The organism is Croceibacterium mercuriale, from assembly GCF_000802385.1.
In the GTDB taxonomy this organism is placed as follows: Bacteria; Pseudomonadota; Alphaproteobacteria; order Sphingomonadales; family Sphingomonadaceae; genus Croceibacterium; species Croceibacterium mercuriale.
This window is the reverse complement of sequence record NZ_JTDN01000001.1, coordinates 743,775-764,695: the sequence shown is the minus strand read 5'-3', so window position 1 is coordinate 764,695 and position 20,921 is coordinate 743,775. Positions and strand designations below refer to the sequence as shown.

Genomic DNA, 20,921 nt, shown 5'->3' with positions numbered 1-20,921 from the left:
GTCAGGCTCCCAGCACGGACGGCAGCCACAGGATGATTGCCGGAAACAGGATCAGCAGGATGAGGTGGACGAAATCGCTGGCCAGGAACGGCAGCACGCCGCGGAAGATGCGGGTGATCGACACGTCCTTGGCCACGCCCTGCATGATGTACAGGTTCATGCCGAGCGGCGGATGCACGAAGCCGATCTCCATTGCCCGGGTCAGGAACACGCCGAACCAGATGGCGGACAGGCCGGTCGCCTCCACGATGGGCAGCAGGATGGGCGTGGTCAGCAGCATCAGCGCCAGCCCGTCCAGCACCGATCCCAGCAGCAGCAGAAACAGCGCGATCAGCACCAGCGTGCCGAACTGCCCCAGCCCCAGCCCCTGCATCGCGCTGCCCGCCGCATCCGCCAGGCCGGTCAGCGCCACGAAGACCGAAAAGATCAGTGCGCCGATGATGATGAGGTAGATCAGCCCGGTGGTGCGCAGCGTTTCCTGAAACGCGACCTGCAGGCTGGCCCAGGTGAGCTTGCGGCGCATGGCCGCCACCAGCAGCGCGCCCGCCGCGCCGATCGCCGCCGCTTCGGACGGGCTGATCCACCCCACGGAGATCCCGCCGATCACGAAGCTGATCAGCACCACGATCTCCCAGATCCGCGCCAGTGCCGGCAGCCGCTCGCGCCACGGCACGCGTTCGCCGGCCGGGGCCAGTTCGGGCTTCAGGCGCACCAGGATCCACACCACCAGCGCATAGAACAGCGCCTGGGTGATGCCGGGGATGATCGCGGCGGTGAACAGCGATCCGATGGAGGTTTCGGCGATGATGCCGAACACGATCAGCGCGCCGGATGGCGGGATCATCTGCCCCAGCGTGCCGCCGGCCGCGATGGTGCCGGTGGCCAGTCCCGGGTCGTACCCGCGCTGGCGCATCTCCGGATAGGCGACCAGACCCACGGTCGCGGTGGTGGCCAGGCTGGACCCGTTGATGGTGCCGAACCCGGCGCATCCCGCGATGGAGGCGTAGGCCAGCCCGCCGCGGCGATGGCCCAGCATCCGTGCGGCCGCCTCGAACAGGTCGCGGCTGGCATCGATGGAAAAGAAGATGTGCGCCATGAACAGGAACAGCGGCAAGGTGCCCAGTTCGTACCGGGTCAGCGTGTCGAGCATGATGACGCCGGCCTTGATCACCGCGGCCTCCCAGCCGAGCAGCAGCACCATCCCGCCCAGGCCCACCAACCCCAGCACGGCGCCGATCCGCCCGCCTGCCAGCAGCAGCACCAGCAGAATGATGATGCCGACCAGGCCGGTAGCAGGGGTCGCCCAGATCATGCGCCCTCCTCGCGCACGGGGCCGGCAAACAGCCGCCGCAGCAGCACCAGCAGGGTCAGCACCAGGCAGGTATTGGCGACCAGCCGCAGCACGCGCCACGGCACGCCGATGATCTCGCTCTGCTCATGCGCGTGCCACAGGTCGAACTGCAGCCACAGCGATCCCGCCAGCAGCGCCAGGAAGAACAGCAGGGTCAGCGCCGTGGCCAGCCGCGCCGCCCAGGCCTGCCCTGCCGGGGGCAGCCGGTCCACCACCAGGCTGACATGGGCATGGCTGCCCTCGATCGCGGCAATCACCAGGCTGAGCGCGCCGGACACCAGCACCACCGCCTGCATCAGCTCGATCGAACCGTTCAGCGGCAGGCCGATATTGCGGCCGATCACCGCCAGCGTGTCGACCGCGGTGGCGGCCAGCAGGGCCATGCCGCCCACGATCGTCGCCCCTTTCAGCAGGTTCGTCATCGCGTCACCGGCGTTCAGAAGCTGACACGGGCGCTGATCGCCACCTGCCGGCCGATCGGGTTGGCGGCGGTCGCGTCATAGCCGCCGCTGCCATTGCCGGACGGGGCGATGTTCACGAATGGCGGATCATCATCGAACAGGTTGCGCACCTCCGCCGTCAGTTCCAGCCCGCCGGGCACCCGGGCATAGCTTTCGCGTACCCGCCAGGTCAGCGTCAGGTCCACCGGGGTGAACGCCTCCACCTGCTGCGACGGCTGGATCTGGTTGTTGGTATAGCCGCCGACATGGGTTGCAAGCGTGCGGAAGGTGAACGGCCCGTGATCCCATGTCGCGACGAAGCGCCCGCGGAACCGCAGCGGCTGGAAGATCACGTTCAGCTGGCTCACCAGATCCGCCTCCGGCGCCACGGCCACGCTGTATTCCGTCAGGTAGGTACCCGACAGGTTCAGCCCGACCCGGTCGTCCGGCCCCAGCTCGGTCGACCAGCTGGCGTTGAAGTCGATCCCGCGGGTGACGGAGCGCCCCAGATTGAGCCCGCGCCCGTCCACGAACAGGTTCACATTGTTGATGTCGCCCCCGGGGATCGGCTGGTTCAGCACCGGCAGGCCCGCCGCCAGCGCCGCGGCCACGCGGTCGCGCGCGGCCTGTCCGCGGAAGATCACGGGCGTTCCGGCATACTGGGCTTCCTGCGCCAGCAGGCCCAGGTTGGACAGCAGGCCGATCACCTGATTCTCGTACTCGACGCTGAAATAGGTGACCGACAGGCGCAGGCTGTCGGTCGGATCGACATCCGCGCCGACGGACCAGGTGGTGGCCGTTTCCGGCCCCAGATCCAGGTTCGGACCCGCCAGCGTATAGCCGAGGAGCGGCGCCCCGCCGGCCGGGTTCTGGTATTGCTGGCCGAACAGCGCGTTGCTGTTGCCGTAGATTTCCGGAATGGTCGGCGCCCGGAACGACGTGCCGTAGCTGGCGCGCAGCTTAACGTCCTCGATCGGCTCCCAGTCGATGCCGAACTGCGGATTGGTGGTGTTGCCGGCATCGCTGTACTTGTCGTGCCGGACGGCCGCGGTCAGGTCCAGCGACCGGATGCCGCCGGTGGCGTTGTCCGGCCCGAACAGCGGGACCAGCAGCTCGGCATAGCCGGAATCGACCGTGCGGCCGAACTCGCGGAACACGATCGGGTTGGTCGCGGCGCCGCGCCCGTTGCCCAGCGCGACCTCGAAATCCTGCCGCTCGTATCCCAGCGCCAGCTTCACCTCCCCGCCGGGCAGGGTGAACAGGGGCCCGCTGATGCCGGCTTCCATGAACAGCAGCTTCCCGTTGGTAGGCGCCAGGAAGACCTGGTCGAAGATGTTGTCCAGCACGCCCTGCTGCGTGCGGCCCAGACCATAGGGGTCGAAGGCGGTGGCGGGGTTGCTGCTGGCCAGCGCGGCATTCAGCGCCGCATTGTCGACCCCGCGGGTGGACCCGGAATAGTCGCGCGTCTCGCCATAGCTGATCAGTGCATCCAGCGACCACTGATACGGCAACGACACCTCGACGCTGGGCGACACCTGCCAGCTTTCGGCGAAGCCGGACGAGGTATCGAGCGGCGCGTCGTTGATGAAGCTGTAGCCGAGATTGTAGCTGGTGCCGGTGAAGCCCGGCGGACGCACGAAGAAGGCGTTCGTCTGCGGTACCGTCAACCGGCTGCCGATGGCGTTCGGGATCCGGTCGAATTCCCGCCGCGAATAGAACCCGTCGACCTTCAGCTCGAGCCCGTCGGTCACCGCCAGCGATGCGGTGGCGTTCACCGAATCGTACTTCTGCTGCGGGATCAGGTCCTGGCCGGGATTGCCCTCGCACAGATTGCTGGTCCCCGGCGTGATCGCGCCGGCATTGGCCGGCGTATACTGGGCCGGCAGGGCATAGCTGGTGTTGCCGATGAACAGCGTGCCGGGCGCACAATTGGTGACCCGGTAGTCATTGCCGCCGAACCGTCGCTGATCGCTGGTGAAGTAATCGCGATCGTCGCCGCTCAGCCGCGAGCGTTCCACATGTTCGTAGGCGACCATCAGCTGCCCGCCCTCGAACACGGTGCCGAACGCCGCGCCGGCGGCCCATTCGTCCCACCCGCCCTGCGTGGCGGTGTTGTAGCGGGCGAAGGCCTCCACCCCGTCCAGCCGTCGTCGCGGGATCAGGTTGACCACGCCGGCCACCGCATCGCTGCCGTAGATCGCGCTGGCGCCGTTCGCCACCACCTCGACCCGCTCCACGCCCAGGGTCGGCAGGACGGACGGATCGACGGAGCGGCTGTTGTTCACCACCCGGTGCCCGTCGATCAGCACCAGCGTCGCATAGGGGCCGATGCCGCGCAGGTTGATCGTGTTGCCATAGACGATGTTGCCCGACCCGCCCGATTGCGCGCGGGAGTTTTCCGAGACACCCAGGTCGAACACCTGCGGCAGTTCGCGGATCACCCGGTCGATGGTGACCGCGCCCGACGCCACGATGTCCTGCCGGCCCAGCACCGTCGCGGTGGCGCCGACCGGCGTGCCGGTGGCGATGCGGCTGCCCGTCACCACGATCTCCGGCTCGGCGGCGGTCGCCTGATCGTCACGCGCGATCTCGCCCGCCCCGGCGACCTGTTGCGCCTGCGCCTGACCCCCGGCCAGGATCGCCAGCGAGCTTGCAGCCAGCATGATGCGCCCACGGGCGCGTGCCACTCTTCCAGACATGTCCAACTCCCGTGAACGCGGGCCTTGTGGCCTCTCACGCCGGCATGGTTCTGCCAGTCGCACGATTGCGGCAACCGGAATCTCGCCTACAATATTGTTGACAATCCGCTGTGCCGGCATGAACCAGCAGCATGGAAGACGCTGCTGCTGCCCTCGCCCGCAAGGGTCCGCCCGCTGTCGAGATCGCCGACTGGATCCGCCGCCAGATCAGCGCCAGCCGCTTCGTGCCCGGGCAACGCCTGGTGGAGGTGGACATCATCCGCCAGACCGGCGGCAGCCGCTTCAAGGTGCGCGAGGCCTTGCAGCGGCTCGCGGCAGAGGGGCTGATCGACATCGAGGAGTTCCGCGGTGCCACCGTGCGCGGCGCATCGATGGACGAGGTGCGCCAGCTCTACCTGGCACGCGCGGCCGTGGAAGGCATCTGCGCCGCCGACTTCACCCGGCGGTCCAGCGCGGCGGAACGCCGGATTCTGGCCGACATGACGATCGAGATGGAGCAGTGCCCGCAGGATCATGCGCCCGAACGCTTCGGCCGGCTGAATGCGCGCTGGCACGCCTTCATCATGGACGTGTCCGGCAACCTCGTGCTGGCCGACATGGTCAAGCGGCTGAATACGCCGGTCCACCGGCTGCTGTTCGGCACCTTCTACCGGGGCGACCGGCTGAACGAAGCCATCGCCGACCATCGCCGCATCCTGCACGCGATCACCGCCGGGGATGTGGACGCCGCCGATGCTGCGATGCGCCAGCACATCCTGAACGGCTATCGCTTCCTGACGGGCCTAGACCATGCCATTCACGAGGAGGACGAGGTCAATCCCGTGTGACAGGTTGATCCGACCGGCCGGTGTCGTTGACAGGACCGGGCCGGGCACGGATATTGTCGGTGATGCAGGTAGATGACGTTCCCAGGCGAAGGCGGCGCCGCCAGCCGGAGGAACTTCGCCGCGAAGCCATCATGGCCGCCCGCCAGATCCTGCTGGCTGACGGTCCGGCCGCCATCACGCTGCAGAGCGTGGCGGGTGAGCTGAAGATGGCCCACGGCAACATCACCCACCATTTCGGCACGGCCGCCAATCTCCAGGCCGCGCTTGCCGATACCTTGATCGCCGACCTGATCATGGCGGTGCGAAGCGGAACCGACAGCCTGCGCAAGGGTGTGATCCGGGAAGCGGATCTGGTGGATCTAGTGTTCGATACCTTCGAACAGAGCGGATCCGGCCGCCTGATCGCCTGGCTTGCGGCGCAGAACAGCGCGCACCTCGCCCCTTTGTACGATCGTTTCAGCCGCCTCCCGGCGGAGCTGTTCGACGGGGAGCCGGCCGGGGCCGTTCTCGGACGTGACGACCTGCCGCCGATTATCGGCAACATCGTCATCACTGCCCTTGGATCATCGCTCATCGGCGACAGCCTGACGGACTCGCTGGGACTGTCGCGGACATTCATGCGCGAACGCCTGACCGCCGATCTGGTGCGTGGCCGGATCGCGGCCTCGGCAAAACAGGCTCAGGTCCCGTAAATCCGCGTACGCCATCCACGCCGCACTATTGTCATCGCTGACAGTAATGCATATCATAGGCCTTATGGCGGATGAGGATCATCTTGTGGAAACATCGGTCTTGCCGGTCGGGCGACATCACGCCCACCCCATCTCGGTCGAAAAGAACGAGATCGATCATCTCGGCCACGTCAACAACGCGGCCTATCTGACATGGGTGCAGGATGCCGTGGTCGCTCATTGGGAACGGTTCGCCTCCAAGGAGGCTGTCCGCGATCATCTGTGGGTCGCGCTCAAGCACGAGATCACCTATCGGCGGCCGGCCTTCCTCGGTGACGGGATCACGGCCGAAAGCATTGTCGAGCAGCTGGTCGGTGCTCGCGCCTTCTTCACCACGCTGATCAAGCGCGGGGACGAGTTGCTTGTGGAAGTGAAGAGCAGCTGGTGCTGCATCGACGCGGTGACCCATCGGCCGGTGCGACTGGCCAGGACGATCGCCGCCCGCTTCCTTCCGGTCAGTGCGGCATAGCGATCCTGGCAGGTGACCGGAGCGCGCAAGCGGCAACCCGGACCTCCGATCATTCCAGCGAGGCCATCCGCAGCATCCGCGGCATCGCGGCCGACAGGATCGACGCATGATCCTCCTCCGGTAGCAGCCGGAACTGCACCCGCTCCTGGCCCAGCGCCCGCGCCAGCAGACCGGCGATGTCCCGCGCCCCCGCCACCATCTGGCGCGCCTGCCGCCGTGCGAGCGCCTCGGTCGCGTTCGGCGCCCTTGCCTGCCATGGCGGCAGCGCATCCTCCCATTCACCGATGCACACCAGCGCGCGCCGGTCGCCCGGCGACAGGCGGGCGATGCCGTCCTCCAGCAGCGGCCGGTCCCACCACACCGACGGACTGATCGCGGCATAGGTGCGGAAGCTGTCCGGCGCATGGGCGAGTGCCCACAGCGTGAAATATCCCGCCAGCGAATGACCCCACAAGGTCGTGCGGGCCGGATCCAGCTCCACCCGCCGGCCGACCTCCGGCCGCACCTGTTCCAGCACGAAGCGCAGGAACGGCTCCGCCCCGCCCGCACCTTCCCGGTCGGGCAGCGGCGTGGTGTAATCCCGCTGGCGGTGCGCCCGATCGCCATCCGCGGCGGAGATGCCGACGATCACCTGCGGCACCACGCCGGTCGCGTCGCAGCGCCGGCTCATCCGCCGCATCGCCTCGACACAGGTGCCGAAACAATCCGCGCCATCCAGCAGCCAGACCGATGGCCAGCCGCCGGCGGGCGCCGGACCGTCCGGCACCAGCAGGTCGATCCGGTACGCGCCCAGCCGCCAGCTGGTGGCGCCGGGCAGGCGGTAACAATCATCGGGCACCATCATCGCGTTCTTTACAATCATTATCATTTGCGCAACAGGCGGGCGGCAGGTGTCGCAGCCTGCCGCATCAGGGGGGACGGGGCAAGATGACCATTCGTGGCCGCACGCGCGGCGCAATCCTGGCGGTCGCCCTCGCTGGCCTGTCCGCTGGCGGATGTTCGCCGGACCCCGCGCCTGACCAGCAGGCGGCAACTGCCGGGCTCGTCGATGTGCGCGGGCGGCAGGTCCGGGTGAACGGCCCGGTCAGCCGCATCGCGATCGACGATTCGCGCTATCTGGTGGCGCTCGGCCTTATCCATCCCGATCCCGGCTCCCTGCTGGTCGCCTGGCCGCAGGACGTGAACCGCCTGGGGGACGAGACCTACCGGCAGTTCCTGGTCAAGTCGCCCGGTCTCGGCGACCTGCCCAAGGTCGCCAGCTCGGCCGGCAATTTCGACCTGGAATCGCTGCTGGCCGCAAAGCCGCAACTCGCGCTGCTCTCGCTGGAAAGCGGCATTACCGATGCGCAGATCGCGCAGCTCGAAGGCGCCGGCATCACCGTCGCCATCGTCGACTTCTTCGTCCAGCCGCTGCAGAACCTCGAACGCAGCCTGCTGCTGCTGGGGGAGGTGACCGGCCGCCAGCAGCAGGCGCAGGCCTTCGTGCAGTTCCGCAAGGCGCGCATGGACCGCATTGCCCAAGGCATCGCCAGCCTGCCCGCCGACGATCGCCCGACCGTGTTCCTGGAGGCGCATGCCGGCATGGGCGGCGATTGCTGCAACAGCCCGGGCCGCGGCAATATCGGCGACTACCTGTCCTTCGTGGGCGGCCACAATATCGGCGCCGACGTGATCGAGCAGAGCTTCGGCAAGCTGAACCTCGAATATGTCGTCAGCCGGGATCCGGCCGTCTACATCGGCACCGGTGGCCCGCATCTGGCCAAGGCCAACGGGCTGGTGCTGGGCGCCGCCGTCACGCCCGCCCAGGCGCGCGCCGCCCTCGCCCGTGTCACCGCCCGGCCCGCGATCGCCGGCCTCACCGCGGTGCGCACCGGCAATGCCCACGGCTTCTCGCACCAGCTGATCAACTCGCCGCTCGACATCGTCGCGATCGAGACCTTCGCCAGGTGGCTCCACCCCGACCTGTTCGCCGACCTGGACCCCGCCGCCACGCTGGAGGCGATCAACCGCCAGTTCCTGGCCGTGCCCTATCGCGGCACCTTCTGGGTCGACCTGCCCGCTTCCAATCAGGAGTAAGTCCATGCGTTCATCCACCTTCCGGCGCCACGGCCTGTCGCTGCTCGCCACCGCCGCGCTGTTTGCCGGCGCCGTGCCCGTCCTGGCGCAGGACGCCTTCACCACGCTGAACCGCACGGCGGAGGCGCAGGTCACCTTCTCCGGCCCCGACCGCATGACCCCGATCCAGGCCGGCAGCACGGTCACCGTGGGTGGCGAGGGCTTCCAGCCGGGCCAGCAGGTCACGCTGCTGGTCGGCACCACCCCGCTCGGCACGCCCCTGACGGCCGATGCGGAAGGCAAGATCACCGGCACCGTCACCGTGCCGTCCAACGCCGTCAGCGGCACCCACCCGGTGGTAGCGGTCACCAACGCGCCCTACACCGCCCTGGTCGCGGAGCTGAAGGTCAGCCCCGTCGTGCCGCTGTCCGGGCAGGACCGCTTCACCGTGACCAACGGCATCGCCGCGCGCGGCATCTACCAGACCGCCTACAGCCCGGCCGCCGATGCCATCTTCGTCACCACCGCCGTCGGCCGCCCCCCGGTGACCGTGTCGGAACTGGTGAAGATGAACCCGGACACGCTGGAGGTGCTTGCCCGCGCGACACCGCCGGCGGCCCCGGCCCGTGACGCCCGCCCGGGTCAGCCGCAGCGCCCCGGCCAGTCGAACGAGCCCGGCCTCTTCGCGGTCTATGGCGTCGGTGTGGACGATTCCGACGGCAATGTCTGGGTCACCAACACCCGCCAGAACACCATCGCCGTGTACAAGCAGGCCGACCTGTCGCTGGTGCAGCAGTTCGCGCCCAATACGGTGCCCCACCCGCGCGACGTGCGCGTCCATGCCGGCAAGGCCTACATCGCCGCGACCAACGAACCCTTTGTCGCAGTGATCGACACCGCCACCCTGGAGCCGCTCGCCCCCATCCCCATCCAGTCGGGCAAGCGCGGCGAGGCCTTCGGCGGTGCAAGCCTGTCGCTCGATGCCGCGAACAACCGGCTCTACGTCGTCAGCCTGTCCTCGGCCGAGGTCGCGGTGATCGACACCACCACCAGCCAGGTCGGCAAGGTGTTCCCGCTGCCCGGCGCACGCGGCGCGATCGGCGTGTCGCATGATCCGGCCACCGGCCGCATCTATGTCGCCGCGCAAGGCAGCGACAACCTGCTGGTGCTGGATGGCGAGACTGGTGCCGTCATCGCCGACACGCCGGTGGGCGCCGGCGCGCTGAACGTGGCGTTCGATCCCGCCAGCAAGCAGGCCTATGTCACCAGCCGCGGCGCGGGCACCGTCACCGTCACCGATGCCGATGGCAAGATCGTCGCCAATCTCGGCCCCGCCCCGCTGGCCAACCACGTCACCTTGGGCGAGCCCGGCGTGATCTACGCCGCGGTCAAGTCCGGCCAGGCGAGCGGCGAGGAAGGCGACACCGTGATGCGCATCGCGCCGAAGCGCTAAGGGCACTCAGGGCAGGATGTCGTCGATCGCGATCCGCAGATCGGCGCCATCCTGCTCCACCCGGCCCCGCACCTTGTAGACCTGCGCCAGTACCTCCGCGCTGATCGCCTCGGCCGGCGGACCATCGGCCATCACGCGCCCCTCGGCCAGCACCACCACCCGGTCGGACCAGCGCGCCGCGATCGCCAGGTCGTGCAGCACCATGATCACCATCATGCCCCGCTCACGCGCCAGCCGCTGCACCAGCTTCATCACCCGCAGCTGGTAATACAGGTCCAGCGCGCTGATCGGTTCGTCCAGCAGCAGCACGCGCGGGCTCCGCGCCAGCGCCTGCGCCAGCGAGGCCAGCTGCCGCTGCCCGCCGGACAGATGATCGAGGCCTTCCAGCGCCTTGTGCCCGATGCCGACCAGCTCGATCACCTCCAGCGCGCGGCCCATCAGCGCCGCATCGGACAGCGCCGGCCCTTCGACGGGCGAGGCCCGCAACGCTCCCGCCACGCCCTCCAGCACGCTCAGCGCCACGCGCTGCGGCAGGCTCTGCGGCATGTAGGTGACGTACCGCGCATGGTCCGCCAGCGGCAATGCCAGCAGGTCGCGCCCGCCCAGCCGCACGGCCCCCTTCGCCGGATGCAGCCCGGCCAGCGCGCGCAGCAAGGTGGTCTTGCCCGCCGCATTCGGCCCGATCAGGCTGGTGACGCTGCCCGGCACGAACGGCGCCAGCGACAGCCCGTCGATCACCGGCTTGCCGCCATAGGCCGCCCCCAGCCCGTCGATCTCCAGCGTGTCAGGCACGGTTCGGCTTCTTCAGGATCAGCAGCAGGAATACCGGCACGCCGATCATGCTGGTCACGATGCCCACCGGCAGCAGCACGCCCGGCACCAGCACCTTGGACAGCACGCTCGCCAGCGCCATGATCACCGCCCCGGTCAGCAGCGATGCCGGCAGCAGGAACCGGTGATCCTCCCCCAGCAGCATCCGCGCGATATGCGGACCGACCAGGCCGATGAAGCCGATCGTGCCAACGAACGCCACCGCGGTTGCCGCCAGCGCACTGATCCGCAGCAGGCTGAACAGCCGCAGCCGCCGCACATCGATGCCGAAGCTGCGCGCCCGGTCCTCGCCCAGCCGCAGCGCGGTCATCGCATCCGCCGCGCGCCAGCTGAACGGCAGCACCACCGCCAGCACCACCGCCAGTGTGGCGAGGCCACCCCACGTGGACCGGCCCAGCGAGCCCATGGTCCAGAACACCAGCTGGCTCAGCGCCTCCTGGCTGGCCACGAACTGCAGGAGCGCGACCAGCGCATTGAAGGTGAACACCAGCGCGATGCCGAACAGCACCACCCCCTCCATCCCCGCCGCCCGGCTGCGCGCCAGCGCCTCCAGCAGCAGCACGGATGCGAAGGCGGCGACAAAGGCGTTCAGCGGCACCATCCAGTCCGCCGGCACGAACGGCAGGCTGATCCCGGACACGATCGCCAGCGCCGCGCCGAAGCTCGCCGCACTCGACACACCCAGCGTGAACGGGCTGGCCAGCGGATTGTTCAGGATCGTCTGCATCTCCGCCCCGGCCAGCGACAGCGCCGCCCCGACCAGCAGCGCCATAAGCGCATAAGGCAGCCGCACCTGGCGGATGATGGTCTGTTCCGGCGCACTCAGCTGGTCGGGCTGGAACAGGCCCAGCAGCACGTCCCACAATCGCAGGGGCGATGGCCCGGTGGAGATGTCCAGCAGGAACGCCGCGATCCCCAGCACCACCATGCCCAGCAGGATCATCCCCCGCCGCCGCCGCGTCGCGCGGTAGGCAGCCAGGATCGCCGCCCGGTCATGTTCGGTCCCTTGATGCACGCCAGCCCCGTGACGCAGATGCGTCGCAATGTCTACCGGCAGGCTCCGGCCCCCGATCACGCCACGCTCGGCAGAAATGGTCAGCGTGAACGGGTTCTTTGAAGCTCGACCTTCCTGTACGTAACAGATAGAAATCGCGCCGATGCTCAACAGACTGCCGCTCTCCGCCATCATCGCAGCAAGTGCCTTGCTGACCAGTTCGGCGGCCTCGGCCACCGAACTGGTGCTGGCCGATGCACCGAGCAGCAGGTGGGTGGTCGATGGTTCGCAGGGACAATGCCGCATGGCCCGGGATCTGGACGAAGGGAGTGACGGCGTCACCCTGCTGATCACGCAATGGTCGCCGGGCAGCAGCTTTTCCATGGTGCTGGTCGGAGATCCGCTGAAGCGGTTCGAAGACCGCCAGGAGATGACGCTCCAGTTCGGCGATCCTGCGGGCCTGTTGGGGGAGCGTCGTGCGTTTTTTGCCAAGGGAAGTCTGGCCGCCAGCCAGGATGCGCTGATCTTTCGCAACGTGTCGCTGGCGCAACCGACGCCGGAGGATGCGGCCGCAGGGGACCTGGCACCGGAATACGGCACGGCCGCTCCGATCCTGCCACCTGCGGCCCTTGCGCAAGCCGACCGGATCGATCTGGTTCAAGGGCAGCACAGCCTGCGCTTGCGGCCCGGCCGGTTGGCGGATGCGCTCGCCGTGCTGGATGCCTGCTCGATGGACCGGCTGAACGAATGGGGGCTCGACGAGGCCGCCCATCGGACCCTGACGCAATCGCCTCGCTGGACGGGGCGGGACCTGGCTGATCTGGCACGGCAGGTGCAGCGAGGCTACCCGAGGGCCGCCTTGCGGCGTGGAGAGCAGACCGATCTGCATCTGCGCGTCCTGGTAGACGAAGCCGGAACCGCAACCGACTGCACGATCATCGACACGACCAACAGCAGCATCACTGCCAATGTCTGCGACTTCTTCAGGACAGCGGGCGCATTCAGTCCCGCGCTGGATGCATCGGGCCGGCCGATAAAGTCCTTCTACACCTCCTGGATCGTCTATCGACTGGTACGTCGTGGTCCGAACTGATCTCTGGTGATCCTGGCGAAAGGACCTGTCCGGCAACCCGGCCCGTCCGGAACAAGGCGGATCCGGTCTGGTAGCGCGTCTGGTGCGGCAGGCCTGTCCTACACGCCCCCATCTGCATAATAGGCCCGATTCGCCCGCCCACGCCCCAGCACAGGGAACCCGCGAATCATGCCCGCACCACACGCCCGCCACGATGGCTGGACGCCCGACCGCACCGCCCGCTTCCTCGACACGCTCTCGCACAAGGGCAATGTCAGCCGCGCCGCTGCCGCCATCGGCCTCTCACGGGAGACCGCCTATTGCCGGCGCCGGCGCGATCCGCTGTTCGCCCGCGCCTGGGCGGCCGCCATGCTGCTGGCGCGGGAGGAAGGCGGCCACATCCTGGCCGATCGCGCGCTGGAGGGCGTGGAGGAGGCGGTCTGGTTCCGCGGCGAACTGGTCGGCACCCGCCGCCGCTACGACAACCGCCTGCTGCTCGCCCACATCGCCCGGCTCGACCGGCTCGCGCTGGACGAGACTGCCACGGCCGACGCCGCCCGGTTCGACGAGCTGGTCGCCTGCCTCGCCGGCGCGCAGCCGCCTGCCTCCCTTGCGGCCGCCAATGACGACCTCCCGCCCGACCGCGTCACCGTCACCGACCGTGCCGCCGGGCAGGAAGCCGACCGGCAGGAAGAGGAAGCCGCCGGCGGCTTCGGCGAGGATGAGTGGGAGCGTGAACGCCGCGAAGCGGCCGAGCGGATAGAGCAGGCCCGCACGGACGCGGGCACAGCATGGGACCGCTGGACCGACGATGCCCGCGCCCATGTCGATGCGCTGCTCGCCGCCGAGGCACCCTGCCCGCGCAGTGGTGAAGAGGCCCCCGCCACCGCTCCGCAAGCCGCGCTCTGCACTGTGTCAGACCTGTCAACTTCGCCCACGCCAGATCTCCTTTCTGGCCCTGCCGCCTCTGGCGGTCCGCGTGCCGGCGAAGGTACCCTGCCCGTCCTCGCCAACCGTGCGGAACGCCGCCGTCGCGGTCGCAAGTCCCGGCCCGCCGTGCCTCACACCCGGTCTGGCCGCCACGCCCACCCCCCGCTACAGCGCCGCCCATGACCATTCCCGCCGCCCTGCACGCCCTTGCTCCTGCCATGACCGAGTGGCGCCGCGACCTGCACCGCCACCCTGAGCTTGCCTTCCAGGAGAGCCGCACCGCCGCCATCGTGGCGGACCGGCTGCGCGACTTCGGGCTCGACCCGCACACCGGCATCGGTGGCACCGGCGTGGTGGCGGTGATCGACAGCGGCCAGCCTGGCGCGTCGGTGGCGCTGCGCGCCGACATGGACGCGCTGCCGATGGCGGACGAAAGTGGCAAGGACTGGCACTCCACCGTGCCCGGCATCGCCCACACCTGCGGCCATGACGGCCACACCGCCGCGCTGCTCGGCGTGGCGCAGCACCTCGCGGCGAACCCGCCCGCCAGCGGCCGGGTCGTGCTGATCTTCCAGCCGGCGGAGGAGAACGGCCAGGGCGCCCGCGCCATGCTGGCCGACGGGCTGCTCGACCGGTTTCCCTTCGATGCGGTCTATGCCTTCCACAACATGCCGCTGCTGCCGCCCGGCAGTGCCGGCATCGCCGCCGGCCCGGTGCTGAACGGCTACATCATCTGGGACATCCTGGTCGAAGGGACCGGCGGGCACGGCGCGGCCTTCTACAAGGCGGTCGATCCGCTGCAGGCCGCGGCCCGGCTGGCGGTGGAAATCTCCTCCATCGCCGGGCGCTATCTCGATCCGGCGGAAAGCGGTCTTGTCACCGCCTGCGCCTTGCAGGCGGGCACCTCGCACAACATCATCCCGGGCACCGCCACCCTCGCCGGCACGCTGCGCGCGCTGAAGCCTGACGTGCTGGCACTGCTGTGGGGCCGGTTGCAGCAGGCCTGCACCGGCGTGGCCGCGCTCACCGGTTGCACGATCACCTGCACGCCCGCGGCGGAGGTGCCCCCATGCGTGAACGACCCCGCCGCCGCAGACGAGGCTGCTGCGGCCGCGGCCACCGTGCTGGGCGCCGACCAGGTGGTGCGCGACCATCCGCCCTACCCGTTCACGGACGACATGGCCCTGCTGCTGCAGGCCGCGCCCGGCGCCTACCTGTTCCTGGGGCAGGACAGCGCCATGTGCCACAATCCCGCCTACGATTTCGACGACGCACTGCTGCCCAAGGCGGCGGCGATCTTCGTGGAGATCGTCAGGCGGAAACTGGGCTGAACCGCGCCATCCGCTCGGACAGCAGCGGCGCGATCAGCGCGCTCGCCTCCGGTCCGGTCAGCTGCGGGTGCAGGAACGGCACGGTCAGGCATTCCACCGCACCGGCGTAGGCGCCCCAGCTGCTGGGCACCAGTTGTGGCTTGTGGGCATGGTCCAGCCCCGCCCGGATATGGGTCAGCGTGCCGGCGAACCGCCGGTGATGGTGCCCGCGCACCAGCCGGTTATTGTCCAGCACCACCCGCACCACGCCGTCCAGCACGGCCGGCGGCAGGCTTCCCAGCGGGCTGTCGCTGCCCCGCAGGAAGCCGGTGACCTGCTCCCGCGTGGTCAGCTCCGGGTGGGCCTCCGGGTCGAGCCCGGCAATCGCCAGCAGCGCGCGCAGGGCCTGGGCCTCGGTCGGCTCCGGCTCCGCGCGCCAGCAATCCGCGGGGTAGGCGTCCAGCAGTGCCAGCAGCCCGACCTCGCGCCCCATGTCCTGCAATGCCGCCGCCACCCCTTGCGCGATGACCCCGCCGACGGACCATCCCGCCAGATGCACCGGCCCATCCGGCACAGCGCGGTCCACGCGGTGGGCATAATCATGCGCCAGCCGCTCCAGGCTCTCGGGCGCCGCCACCCCGGCATCCAGCGCCGGCGCCTGCAGGCCATAGACGGCCCGCGCCGGCCGCAGGCTGGTGGCCAGCGTGCGGTACCCCCAGCTCAGTCCGCCTGCCGGATGCACCATGAACAGCGGGCTTTCCGCGCCCCGCGCCAGCACGATCAGCGGCCCGACCCCGTGATCCGCCTCCGCCGCACCATCGATCCGCGCGGCCAGGCCACGGATATCCGCCACCTCGAACAGGGTGGCCAGCCCGGGATCGTGCCCCCACTCCTCCCGGATGCGCAGCAGCAGGTCCACCGCCGACAGCGAATGGCCGCCCAGCGCGAAGAAGTCGTCCCCGGCCGCCAGCGGCCCGCCATGCTCCAGCACCGCGGCGAACAGCTCCGCCAGCCGCCGCTCCGTCCGCGTGGCGGGCGCCGCCCCGCCCTCGCTGGCGAAGTCCGGTTCCGGCAAGGCGCGCCGGTCCAGCTTGCCGTTGACCGTCACCGGCATCGCCGCCAGCGGCACGATCGCGGCCGGCACCATGTAGGCCGGCAGCCGCCGCCCCAGCGCCGCCCGCAAGGCCGCCTCGCCATAGCCCGCGGCCGGCACCAGCCACGCCGCCAGCCGCTCCCCCCGCACCAGCACCACTGCCGCGCTGGCGAGGCCGGTATCGGCGATCGCCGCCTCGATCTCGCCCAGTTCGATGCGCAAGCCGCGGATCTTCACCTGGTGATCCGCCCGCCCCAGGAACTCGATCGCGCCATCATTCCGCCGCCGCGCCAGATCACCGGTGGCATAAAGCCGTTCGCCGGGGTGGGACGGGTCGGCGACGAACCGCTCCGCCGTCAGGTCCGGCCGCCCCAGATAGCCGCGCGCCAGCTGCACGCCGCCGATGAACAGCTGCCCGGCCATCCCCTGCGGCACCGGGCGCAAGCTGTCGTCCAGCACCAGCAGCCGCGTGTTCCAGACCGGGTGCCCGATCGGCACCGGCCGGCTCTCGTCGTCCGGTCCAGCGGGCCAGTAGCTGACATCCACCGCCGCTTCGGTCGGGCCGTACAGATTGTGCAACTCGCCCCTGATCCGCCGGTGGAACCGGTCGCGCAGATCGGCCGGCAGTTCCTCGCCGCTGGTGAAGGTGCGGGCGATGGCGAGCCCGTCGCTCTCCGGCGCGGCCAGGAAGGCGGCGAGCATGGAGGGGACGAAATGCATGATCGTGATGCCCTCCGCCCGGATCAGCCGCGCCAGCGCCACCGGATCGCGATGCGCCTCTGGCGGGGCCACCACCAGCGTCGCGCCGCGGATCAGCGGCAGGAAGAACTCCCACACCGACACATCGAATGTCGCGGGCGTTTTCAGCAGGATGCGGTCGCTTCCTGCGATGCTGTATTGCTCTGCCATCCACAGCAGGCGGTTCACGATGGCACGATGTTCGACCACCACGCCCTTGGGCGCGCCAGTCGAGCCGCTGGTGTAGATCACGTATGCGGCATTCCCCGGCACGGCCGCGCAGGCCTGCGGTTCGCCAGCGTCGGGCCAGTCGACCGGCCGCAGCAATGCCGCGCCGTACACACCATGCGGATCGTCCTCGGCCAGCACAACGGCAGGTTGCGCGCCGGCCACGATGGTCGCGATCCGTTCCGCCGGATGCTCCAGGTCGAGCGGCAGGTAGACGCCGCCTGCGCGCAGCACCGCGACCAGCGCCACGACCAGCGCGAGCGAGCGCGGCAGGGCCACGGCCACGATAATTTCCGGCCCCACGCCCCGCGCCTGCAACGCCGCCGCCAGCGCCCGCGTCTGCCGATCCAGCTCGGCATAGGTGAGGTCCATGCCCGCAAGACGCAGCGCCACGGCATCGCGGTGCGTGCGAAAGGCTTCCTCCAGCAACTGCACCAGCGTCACGGCGGATACCGGATGCGCGGTATCGTTGAACCGGCCCAGCTCGGAACGCGCTTCCTCCGGCGTGGCGGTGGGCACGTCACCCAGCCGCTCCGCCCGCAGTGCGGCCTGAAGGAAGGTGGCGAGGCGAAGGCCATGCGCCTGCACCGCAGCGGCATCGTAGAGCGCCGGATTGGCATCCACCTCGATCGACAGGGTACTGCGACCATCGCCGCGGAAGGTAAAGTGGATGTCGTCCACCGGCCCGGTCCCGGTGACATGCAGGCCGACCTGCAACCCTGCCATGCGCGGCGGACGGTCATAGGGCTGCACGTTGATCAGCGGGCCATACAGCCGCCGGTCACCGCCGATCAGGCCCAGATCGCGCCGCACCTGTTCCGAGCGGTACCGACCGTGCCGGCGAACCTGTGCCAGGTTATCAGCGACTTGAGCCAGATAGCTGTCAAGTGGAAGCAACTCGCCAGACGCGATGCGCAGCGGCAGCACGTTCATCACCATGGCCGGCACCCGGGCCGTGGCGGACCCCATCCGGCCCATATGCGGCACGCCCACCACCGCCTCCTCGCCACCCGTGAAGCGTCGGCAATAGGCTGCGGTCAGCGCCATCAGGACGTCGGGCCAGCCCAGCCGGGCAGACTTGGCGCGGTCCAGCAAGGCGAGACGTACATCATCCGGCAGGGCAGCTTCGGTGCGGATGAAGCTGTGCGAGGACACGGCGCGGCCCGGCGCCATGCCGGTTACATCCGCCATGCCGTGCAGGTAGTCCCGCCACCATGCCGCATCGCCAACGCGTTCCGGCGAGGTGCGATAGACCGCATCCTCGGCCAGCACACCGGCCAGTGGCGCCAGAGCGCGACCACCCGTCTCCTGCCCGGCCAGGTAACGGCCGTACAGTTCCGCCACGCGCGCGGTCAGCAGCACCATCCCGTACCCGTCGATCGCCAGATGGTGGACCTGTTGCGCCCACAGATGCCGCTGCGGCGCCAGCCGATACAGCCGTTGTCGCGCCAGAGGGTCGTGCGCCGGATCGACCGTCGTGGCCATGTCGGCGCGGATCAGCAGCAGCGCAAACTGTTCCGGATCATCAGCGGCCGTGCAATCAATCACTTGCAGGTCGATGCGAAGATCGTCTCTCACCAGCTGACCGCCGGTAGAGCGAACGCGCAGTCGCAATGCTTCCGCTTCGACACCTGCCTGGGCCACGGCGCGCGACAGCGCCGCGATGTCGAGTTCGCCGACAAGGTCGAGATACTGGCCGGTGTTGAACACCGGGTTGGCCGGATCGAGCAGCTGGGCGTAGAACAGCCCTTCCTGCGCCTCGGCAAGCGGGAACGGTGTCGGCGAGAACCGGGTCAAGAGCCCTGCCGCTCCTCCACCAGCGTCCACAGCCCCAGCAACGTCGGTGATTCCGCCAGGTCGGCGAAGTCGAGCGGGATGCCTTCCGCCTCCCATTCCAGCGCCAGGTTCATCGCCCGCATGGAATCCAGCCCCTGATCCATCAGGTTGACGTCCTGCAGGAGCGTGTCGGTGCCGAGATATTCAGCGACCTGCTCGCGAAACGTGGCGTAATCGATCATCAGGCGGTTCCTTCCCCGGCCAGCATCCGCGCCCGCAAGGCAGCGCGCAGTTCCTTGCGGCTGACCTTGCCCACCGCGGTGGTGGCAAAATCATCCACGAACACAATCTGGTCCGGCACCTTGAACGCGGCAATGCCGCGCCCGCGCATCCACGCCTTCAGCGCGGCCTGCTCCGGCGCTGTCCCATCGGGGATGATGAAGGCGCAGCTGCGCTCCCCCAGGAAGCGGTCCGGCAGGGAGACGACCGCGGCATCGAACACCTGCGGATGTGCCAGCAGGTGATCCTCCACCTCCTCGGCACTGACCTTTTCGCCCGCGCGGTTGATGTGATCGGTTGCCCGGCCCTGCACCTCCAGATAGCCGCCGGGAAAGCGGCGCACCACGTCGCCGGTGCGGTAGAAGCCGTCGGGCGTGAAGGCGCGGGCGTTGGCGGCGGGATCATCGTGATAGGCGCGGATCGTGTAGGGCCCGCGGGTCAGCAGGTGCCCGGCCTCGCCATCGGCGACCGGAGCGCCGGCATCGTCCAGCACCAGCACCTCGTCATCCGGGCTGATCGCGCGCCCCTGCGTGCCGGTGACGATATCCTCCGGATCGTCCAGCCGGGTGTAGTTCACGAGACCTTCGGCCATGCCGAACACCTGCTGCAGCGTACAGCCGAGTTCCGGGCGCACGCGCTTCGCCGCCTCCGCCATGAACTTGGCCCCGCCCACCTGCAGCACCTGCAAGCTGGACAGGTCATGCCCCCCGCGCTTCGCCGCCTGCAGCCACAGCAGCGCCAGCGGCGGCACCAGGCCGGTGATGGTGACGCCCTGCGCCGCGATCAGCGGAAAGGCGACATCGGGAGTCGGCGCCGGCGCCATCACCACCCGCGCACCCGCCACGATCGCGCCGAAATGGCCGGGGCTGCTCATCGGGAAATTGTGCGCGGCGGGCAGCGCCACCAGGTAGCGGCTGTCCGCGTCCAGACCGCAGATCGGATTGCTGGCGCGGATGGAATAGAGGTAGTCGTCATGCGTGCGCGGAATCAGCTTGCTGAGGCCCGTGCTGCCGCCGCTGATCTGCACCAGCGCCACGCTGGAGGGGCTGACATCCTCCTCCGGCAGCGCGGCCCGGACGCCCTCGCCGAAGGGCGCCGCGCCCGGCGCGATCACCACCACATGGCGCAGGGTCGGCACCTCCGCCTGCACGAGAGCGGCCATGGGCGGATAGTCGAACCCGTCATGCCGCTCCGCCACCACCAGTGCGGCAGCCTCCGCCTTCCTGGCAAAATGCGCGATCTCGGTCTCGCGATGTGCCGGCAGTGCGAAGACCGGCACCAGGTTGGCGCGCATCAGGCCGAAGGTGACGGACAGGAACTCCGGCACATTGGGCAGCTGCACCACCACGCGGTCGCCCGGTTGCAGGCCCAGTGCCACGAAGCCGGCCGCGGCCAGGTCGATCCGCCGGCCCAGCTCGGCATAGGTCCAGCGCTCGGCCCCGCCGACCACGGCCATCCGCTCGCCGCTCTCCGCGATGCGTCGCCGCAACATGGCGCGGAAGGTCTCGCCCGCCCAGTGGCCGCGTGCGCGATAGCGTTCCGCCAGTTCCTCCGGCCAGAGCTGTTGCAGCGGCACCGTCACCTTCAAGACCTTCTTGTTGCTAATGGTTCGCGCCTTATGGCGGCGGGCCGCCCTTGGCAACCT

General features: G+C 69.4%; 17 protein-coding genes. 8 read left to right on the top strand and 9 right to left on the bottom strand.

What is annotated here, in order from left to right; translation table 11 throughout:
• Window position 1: 1 nt before the first annotated feature.
• The 3 genes from PK98_RS03505 to PK98_RS03495 are packed head-to-tail and all read right to left on the bottom strand — an operon-like array spanning window position 2 to window position 4,490.
• Window positions 2-1,312: a TRAP transporter large permease gene (locus tag PK98_RS03505; RefSeq protein ID WP_039094325.1), complete on the bottom strand. Its 1,311-nt coding sequence runs from the start codon at window positions 1,310-1,312 to the stop codon at window positions 2-4.
• Entirely contained in the window at window positions 1,309-1,773 is a 465-nt protein-coding gene (locus tag PK98_RS03500; protein ID WP_039094323.1) for a TRAP transporter small permease subunit, read from the bottom strand. The genes PK98_RS03505 and PK98_RS03500 overlap by 4 nt, the downstream gene beginning before the upstream one ends.
• A gap of 14 nt (window positions 1,774-1,787) precedes the next feature.
• Window positions 1,788-4,490 carry a TonB-dependent receptor domain-containing protein gene (locus tag PK98_RS03495; protein WP_161792397.1) on the bottom strand — a complete coding sequence of 901 codons (2,703 nt, stop codon included), beginning with the start codon at window positions 4,488-4,490 and terminating at the stop codon, window positions 1,788-1,790.
• A 131-nt stretch (window positions 4,491-4,621) separates the two neighbouring features.
• Between PK98_RS03495 and PK98_RS03490 the strand changes: the two genes are divergently transcribed.
• The 3 genes from PK98_RS03490 to PK98_RS03480 all read left to right on the top strand — a co-directional run bounded on the left by PK98_RS03490 (window position 4,622) and on the right by PK98_RS03480 (window position 6,517).
• Window positions 4,622-5,317, top strand: coding sequence for a GntR family transcriptional regulator (locus tag PK98_RS03490; RefSeq protein WP_039094319.1), 696 nt, complete (start codon window positions 4,622-4,624; stop codon window positions 5,315-5,317).
• 53 nt (window positions 5,318-5,370) lie between these two features.
• A complete protein-coding gene (locus PK98_RS15900; RefSeq protein WP_152608522.1) occupies window positions 5,371-6,009 on the top strand; it encodes a TetR/AcrR family transcriptional regulator in 639 nt (212 codons plus the stop codon).
• Window positions 6,010-6,073: 64 nt separating this feature from the next.
• A complete protein-coding gene (locus PK98_RS03480) occupies window positions 6,074-6,517 on the top strand; it encodes an acyl-CoA thioesterase (RefSeq protein WP_081996020.1) in 444 nt (147 codons plus the stop codon).
• Window positions 6,518-6,566: 49 nt separating this feature from the next.
• On the opposite strand, the gene PK98_RS17485 is transcribed toward PK98_RS03480, so the two are convergent.
• Window positions 6,567-7,379, bottom strand: a complete 813-nt coding sequence (locus PK98_RS17485; RefSeq protein WP_161792396.1) for an alpha/beta hydrolase — start codon at window positions 7,377-7,379, stop codon at window positions 6,567-6,569.
• Between the two features lie 65 nt (window positions 7,380-7,444).
• Here PK98_RS17485 and PK98_RS03470 point away from each other — a divergent pair, with 65 nt between their 5' ends.
• Both PK98_RS03470 and PK98_RS03465 read left to right on the top strand, forming a co-directional pair.
• A complete protein-coding gene (locus PK98_RS03470) occupies window positions 7,445-8,593 on the top strand; it encodes an ABC transporter substrate-binding protein (RefSeq protein ID WP_039094317.1) in 1,149 nt (382 codons plus the stop codon).
• Window positions 8,594-8,597: 4 nt separating this feature from the next.
• Window positions 8,598-10,025: a YncE family protein gene (locus PK98_RS03465; RefSeq protein ID WP_052207978.1), complete on the top strand. Its 1,428-nt coding sequence runs from the start codon at window positions 8,598-8,600 to the stop codon at window positions 10,023-10,025.
• Window positions 10,026-10,031: 6 nt separating this feature from the next.
• Here PK98_RS03465 and PK98_RS03460 read toward each other — a convergent pair whose 3' ends face one another.
• Window positions 10,032-10,817: an ABC transporter ATP-binding protein gene (locus PK98_RS03460; protein WP_039094315.1), complete on the bottom strand. Its 786-nt coding sequence runs from the start codon at window positions 10,815-10,817 to the stop codon at window positions 10,032-10,034.
• On the bottom strand, window positions 10,810-12,156 hold the full coding sequence (locus PK98_RS03455; protein ID WP_235425385.1) for a FecCD family ABC transporter permease: 1,347 nt from the start codon (window positions 12,154-12,156) through the stop codon (window positions 10,810-10,812). The genes PK98_RS03460 and PK98_RS03455 overlap by 8 nt, the downstream gene beginning before the upstream one ends.
• Between PK98_RS03455 and PK98_RS03450 the strand changes: the two genes are divergently transcribed.
• The 3 genes from PK98_RS03450 (at window position 12,155) to PK98_RS03440 (ending at window position 15,183) form a co-directional block, all read left to right on the top strand.
• Window positions 12,155-12,943 (top strand): energy transducer TonB, encoded by a 789-nt coding sequence (locus tag PK98_RS03450; protein WP_161792395.1) that lies wholly within the window; start codon window positions 12,155-12,157, stop codon window positions 12,941-12,943. The genes PK98_RS03455 and PK98_RS03450 overlap by 2 nt on opposite strands.
• Window positions 12,944-13,111: 168 nt before the next feature.
• Complete coding sequence (locus PK98_RS15895; RefSeq protein WP_052207975.1) at window positions 13,112-14,035, top strand: hypothetical protein; 924 nt, start codon at window positions 13,112-13,114, stop codon at window positions 14,033-14,035.
• Window positions 14,032-15,183: an amidohydrolase gene (locus PK98_RS03440; protein WP_039094311.1), complete on the top strand. Its 1,152-nt coding sequence runs from the start codon at window positions 14,032-14,034 to the stop codon at window positions 15,181-15,183. Before PK98_RS15895 ends, PK98_RS03440 begins: the two co-directional genes overlap by 4 nt.
• Here PK98_RS03440 and PK98_RS03435 read toward each other — a convergent pair.
• From PK98_RS03435 to PK98_RS03425, 3 genes are read right to left on the bottom strand one after another with little or no spacing between them, the layout of a single operon-like run.
• The gene (locus PK98_RS03435; protein WP_039094309.1) at window positions 15,164-19,018 is read right to left on the bottom strand and encodes a non-ribosomal peptide synthetase; all 3,855 of its coding nucleotides are present in this window, start codon (window positions 19,016-19,018) and stop codon (window positions 15,164-15,166) included. The genes PK98_RS03440 and PK98_RS03435 overlap by 20 nt on opposite strands.
• A complete protein-coding gene (locus PK98_RS03430; RefSeq protein WP_039094307.1) occupies window positions 19,015-19,239 on the bottom strand; it encodes a phosphopantetheine-binding protein in 225 nt (74 codons plus the stop codon). Before PK98_RS03430 ends, PK98_RS03435 begins: the two co-directional genes overlap by 4 nt.
• Complete coding sequence (locus tag PK98_RS03425) at window positions 19,239-20,858, bottom strand: (2,3-dihydroxybenzoyl)adenylate synthase (protein WP_235425384.1); 1,620 nt, start codon at window positions 20,856-20,858, stop codon at window positions 19,239-19,241. Before PK98_RS03425 ends, PK98_RS03430 begins: the two co-directional genes overlap by 1 nt.
• Window positions 20,859-20,921 lie beyond the last annotated feature (63 nt).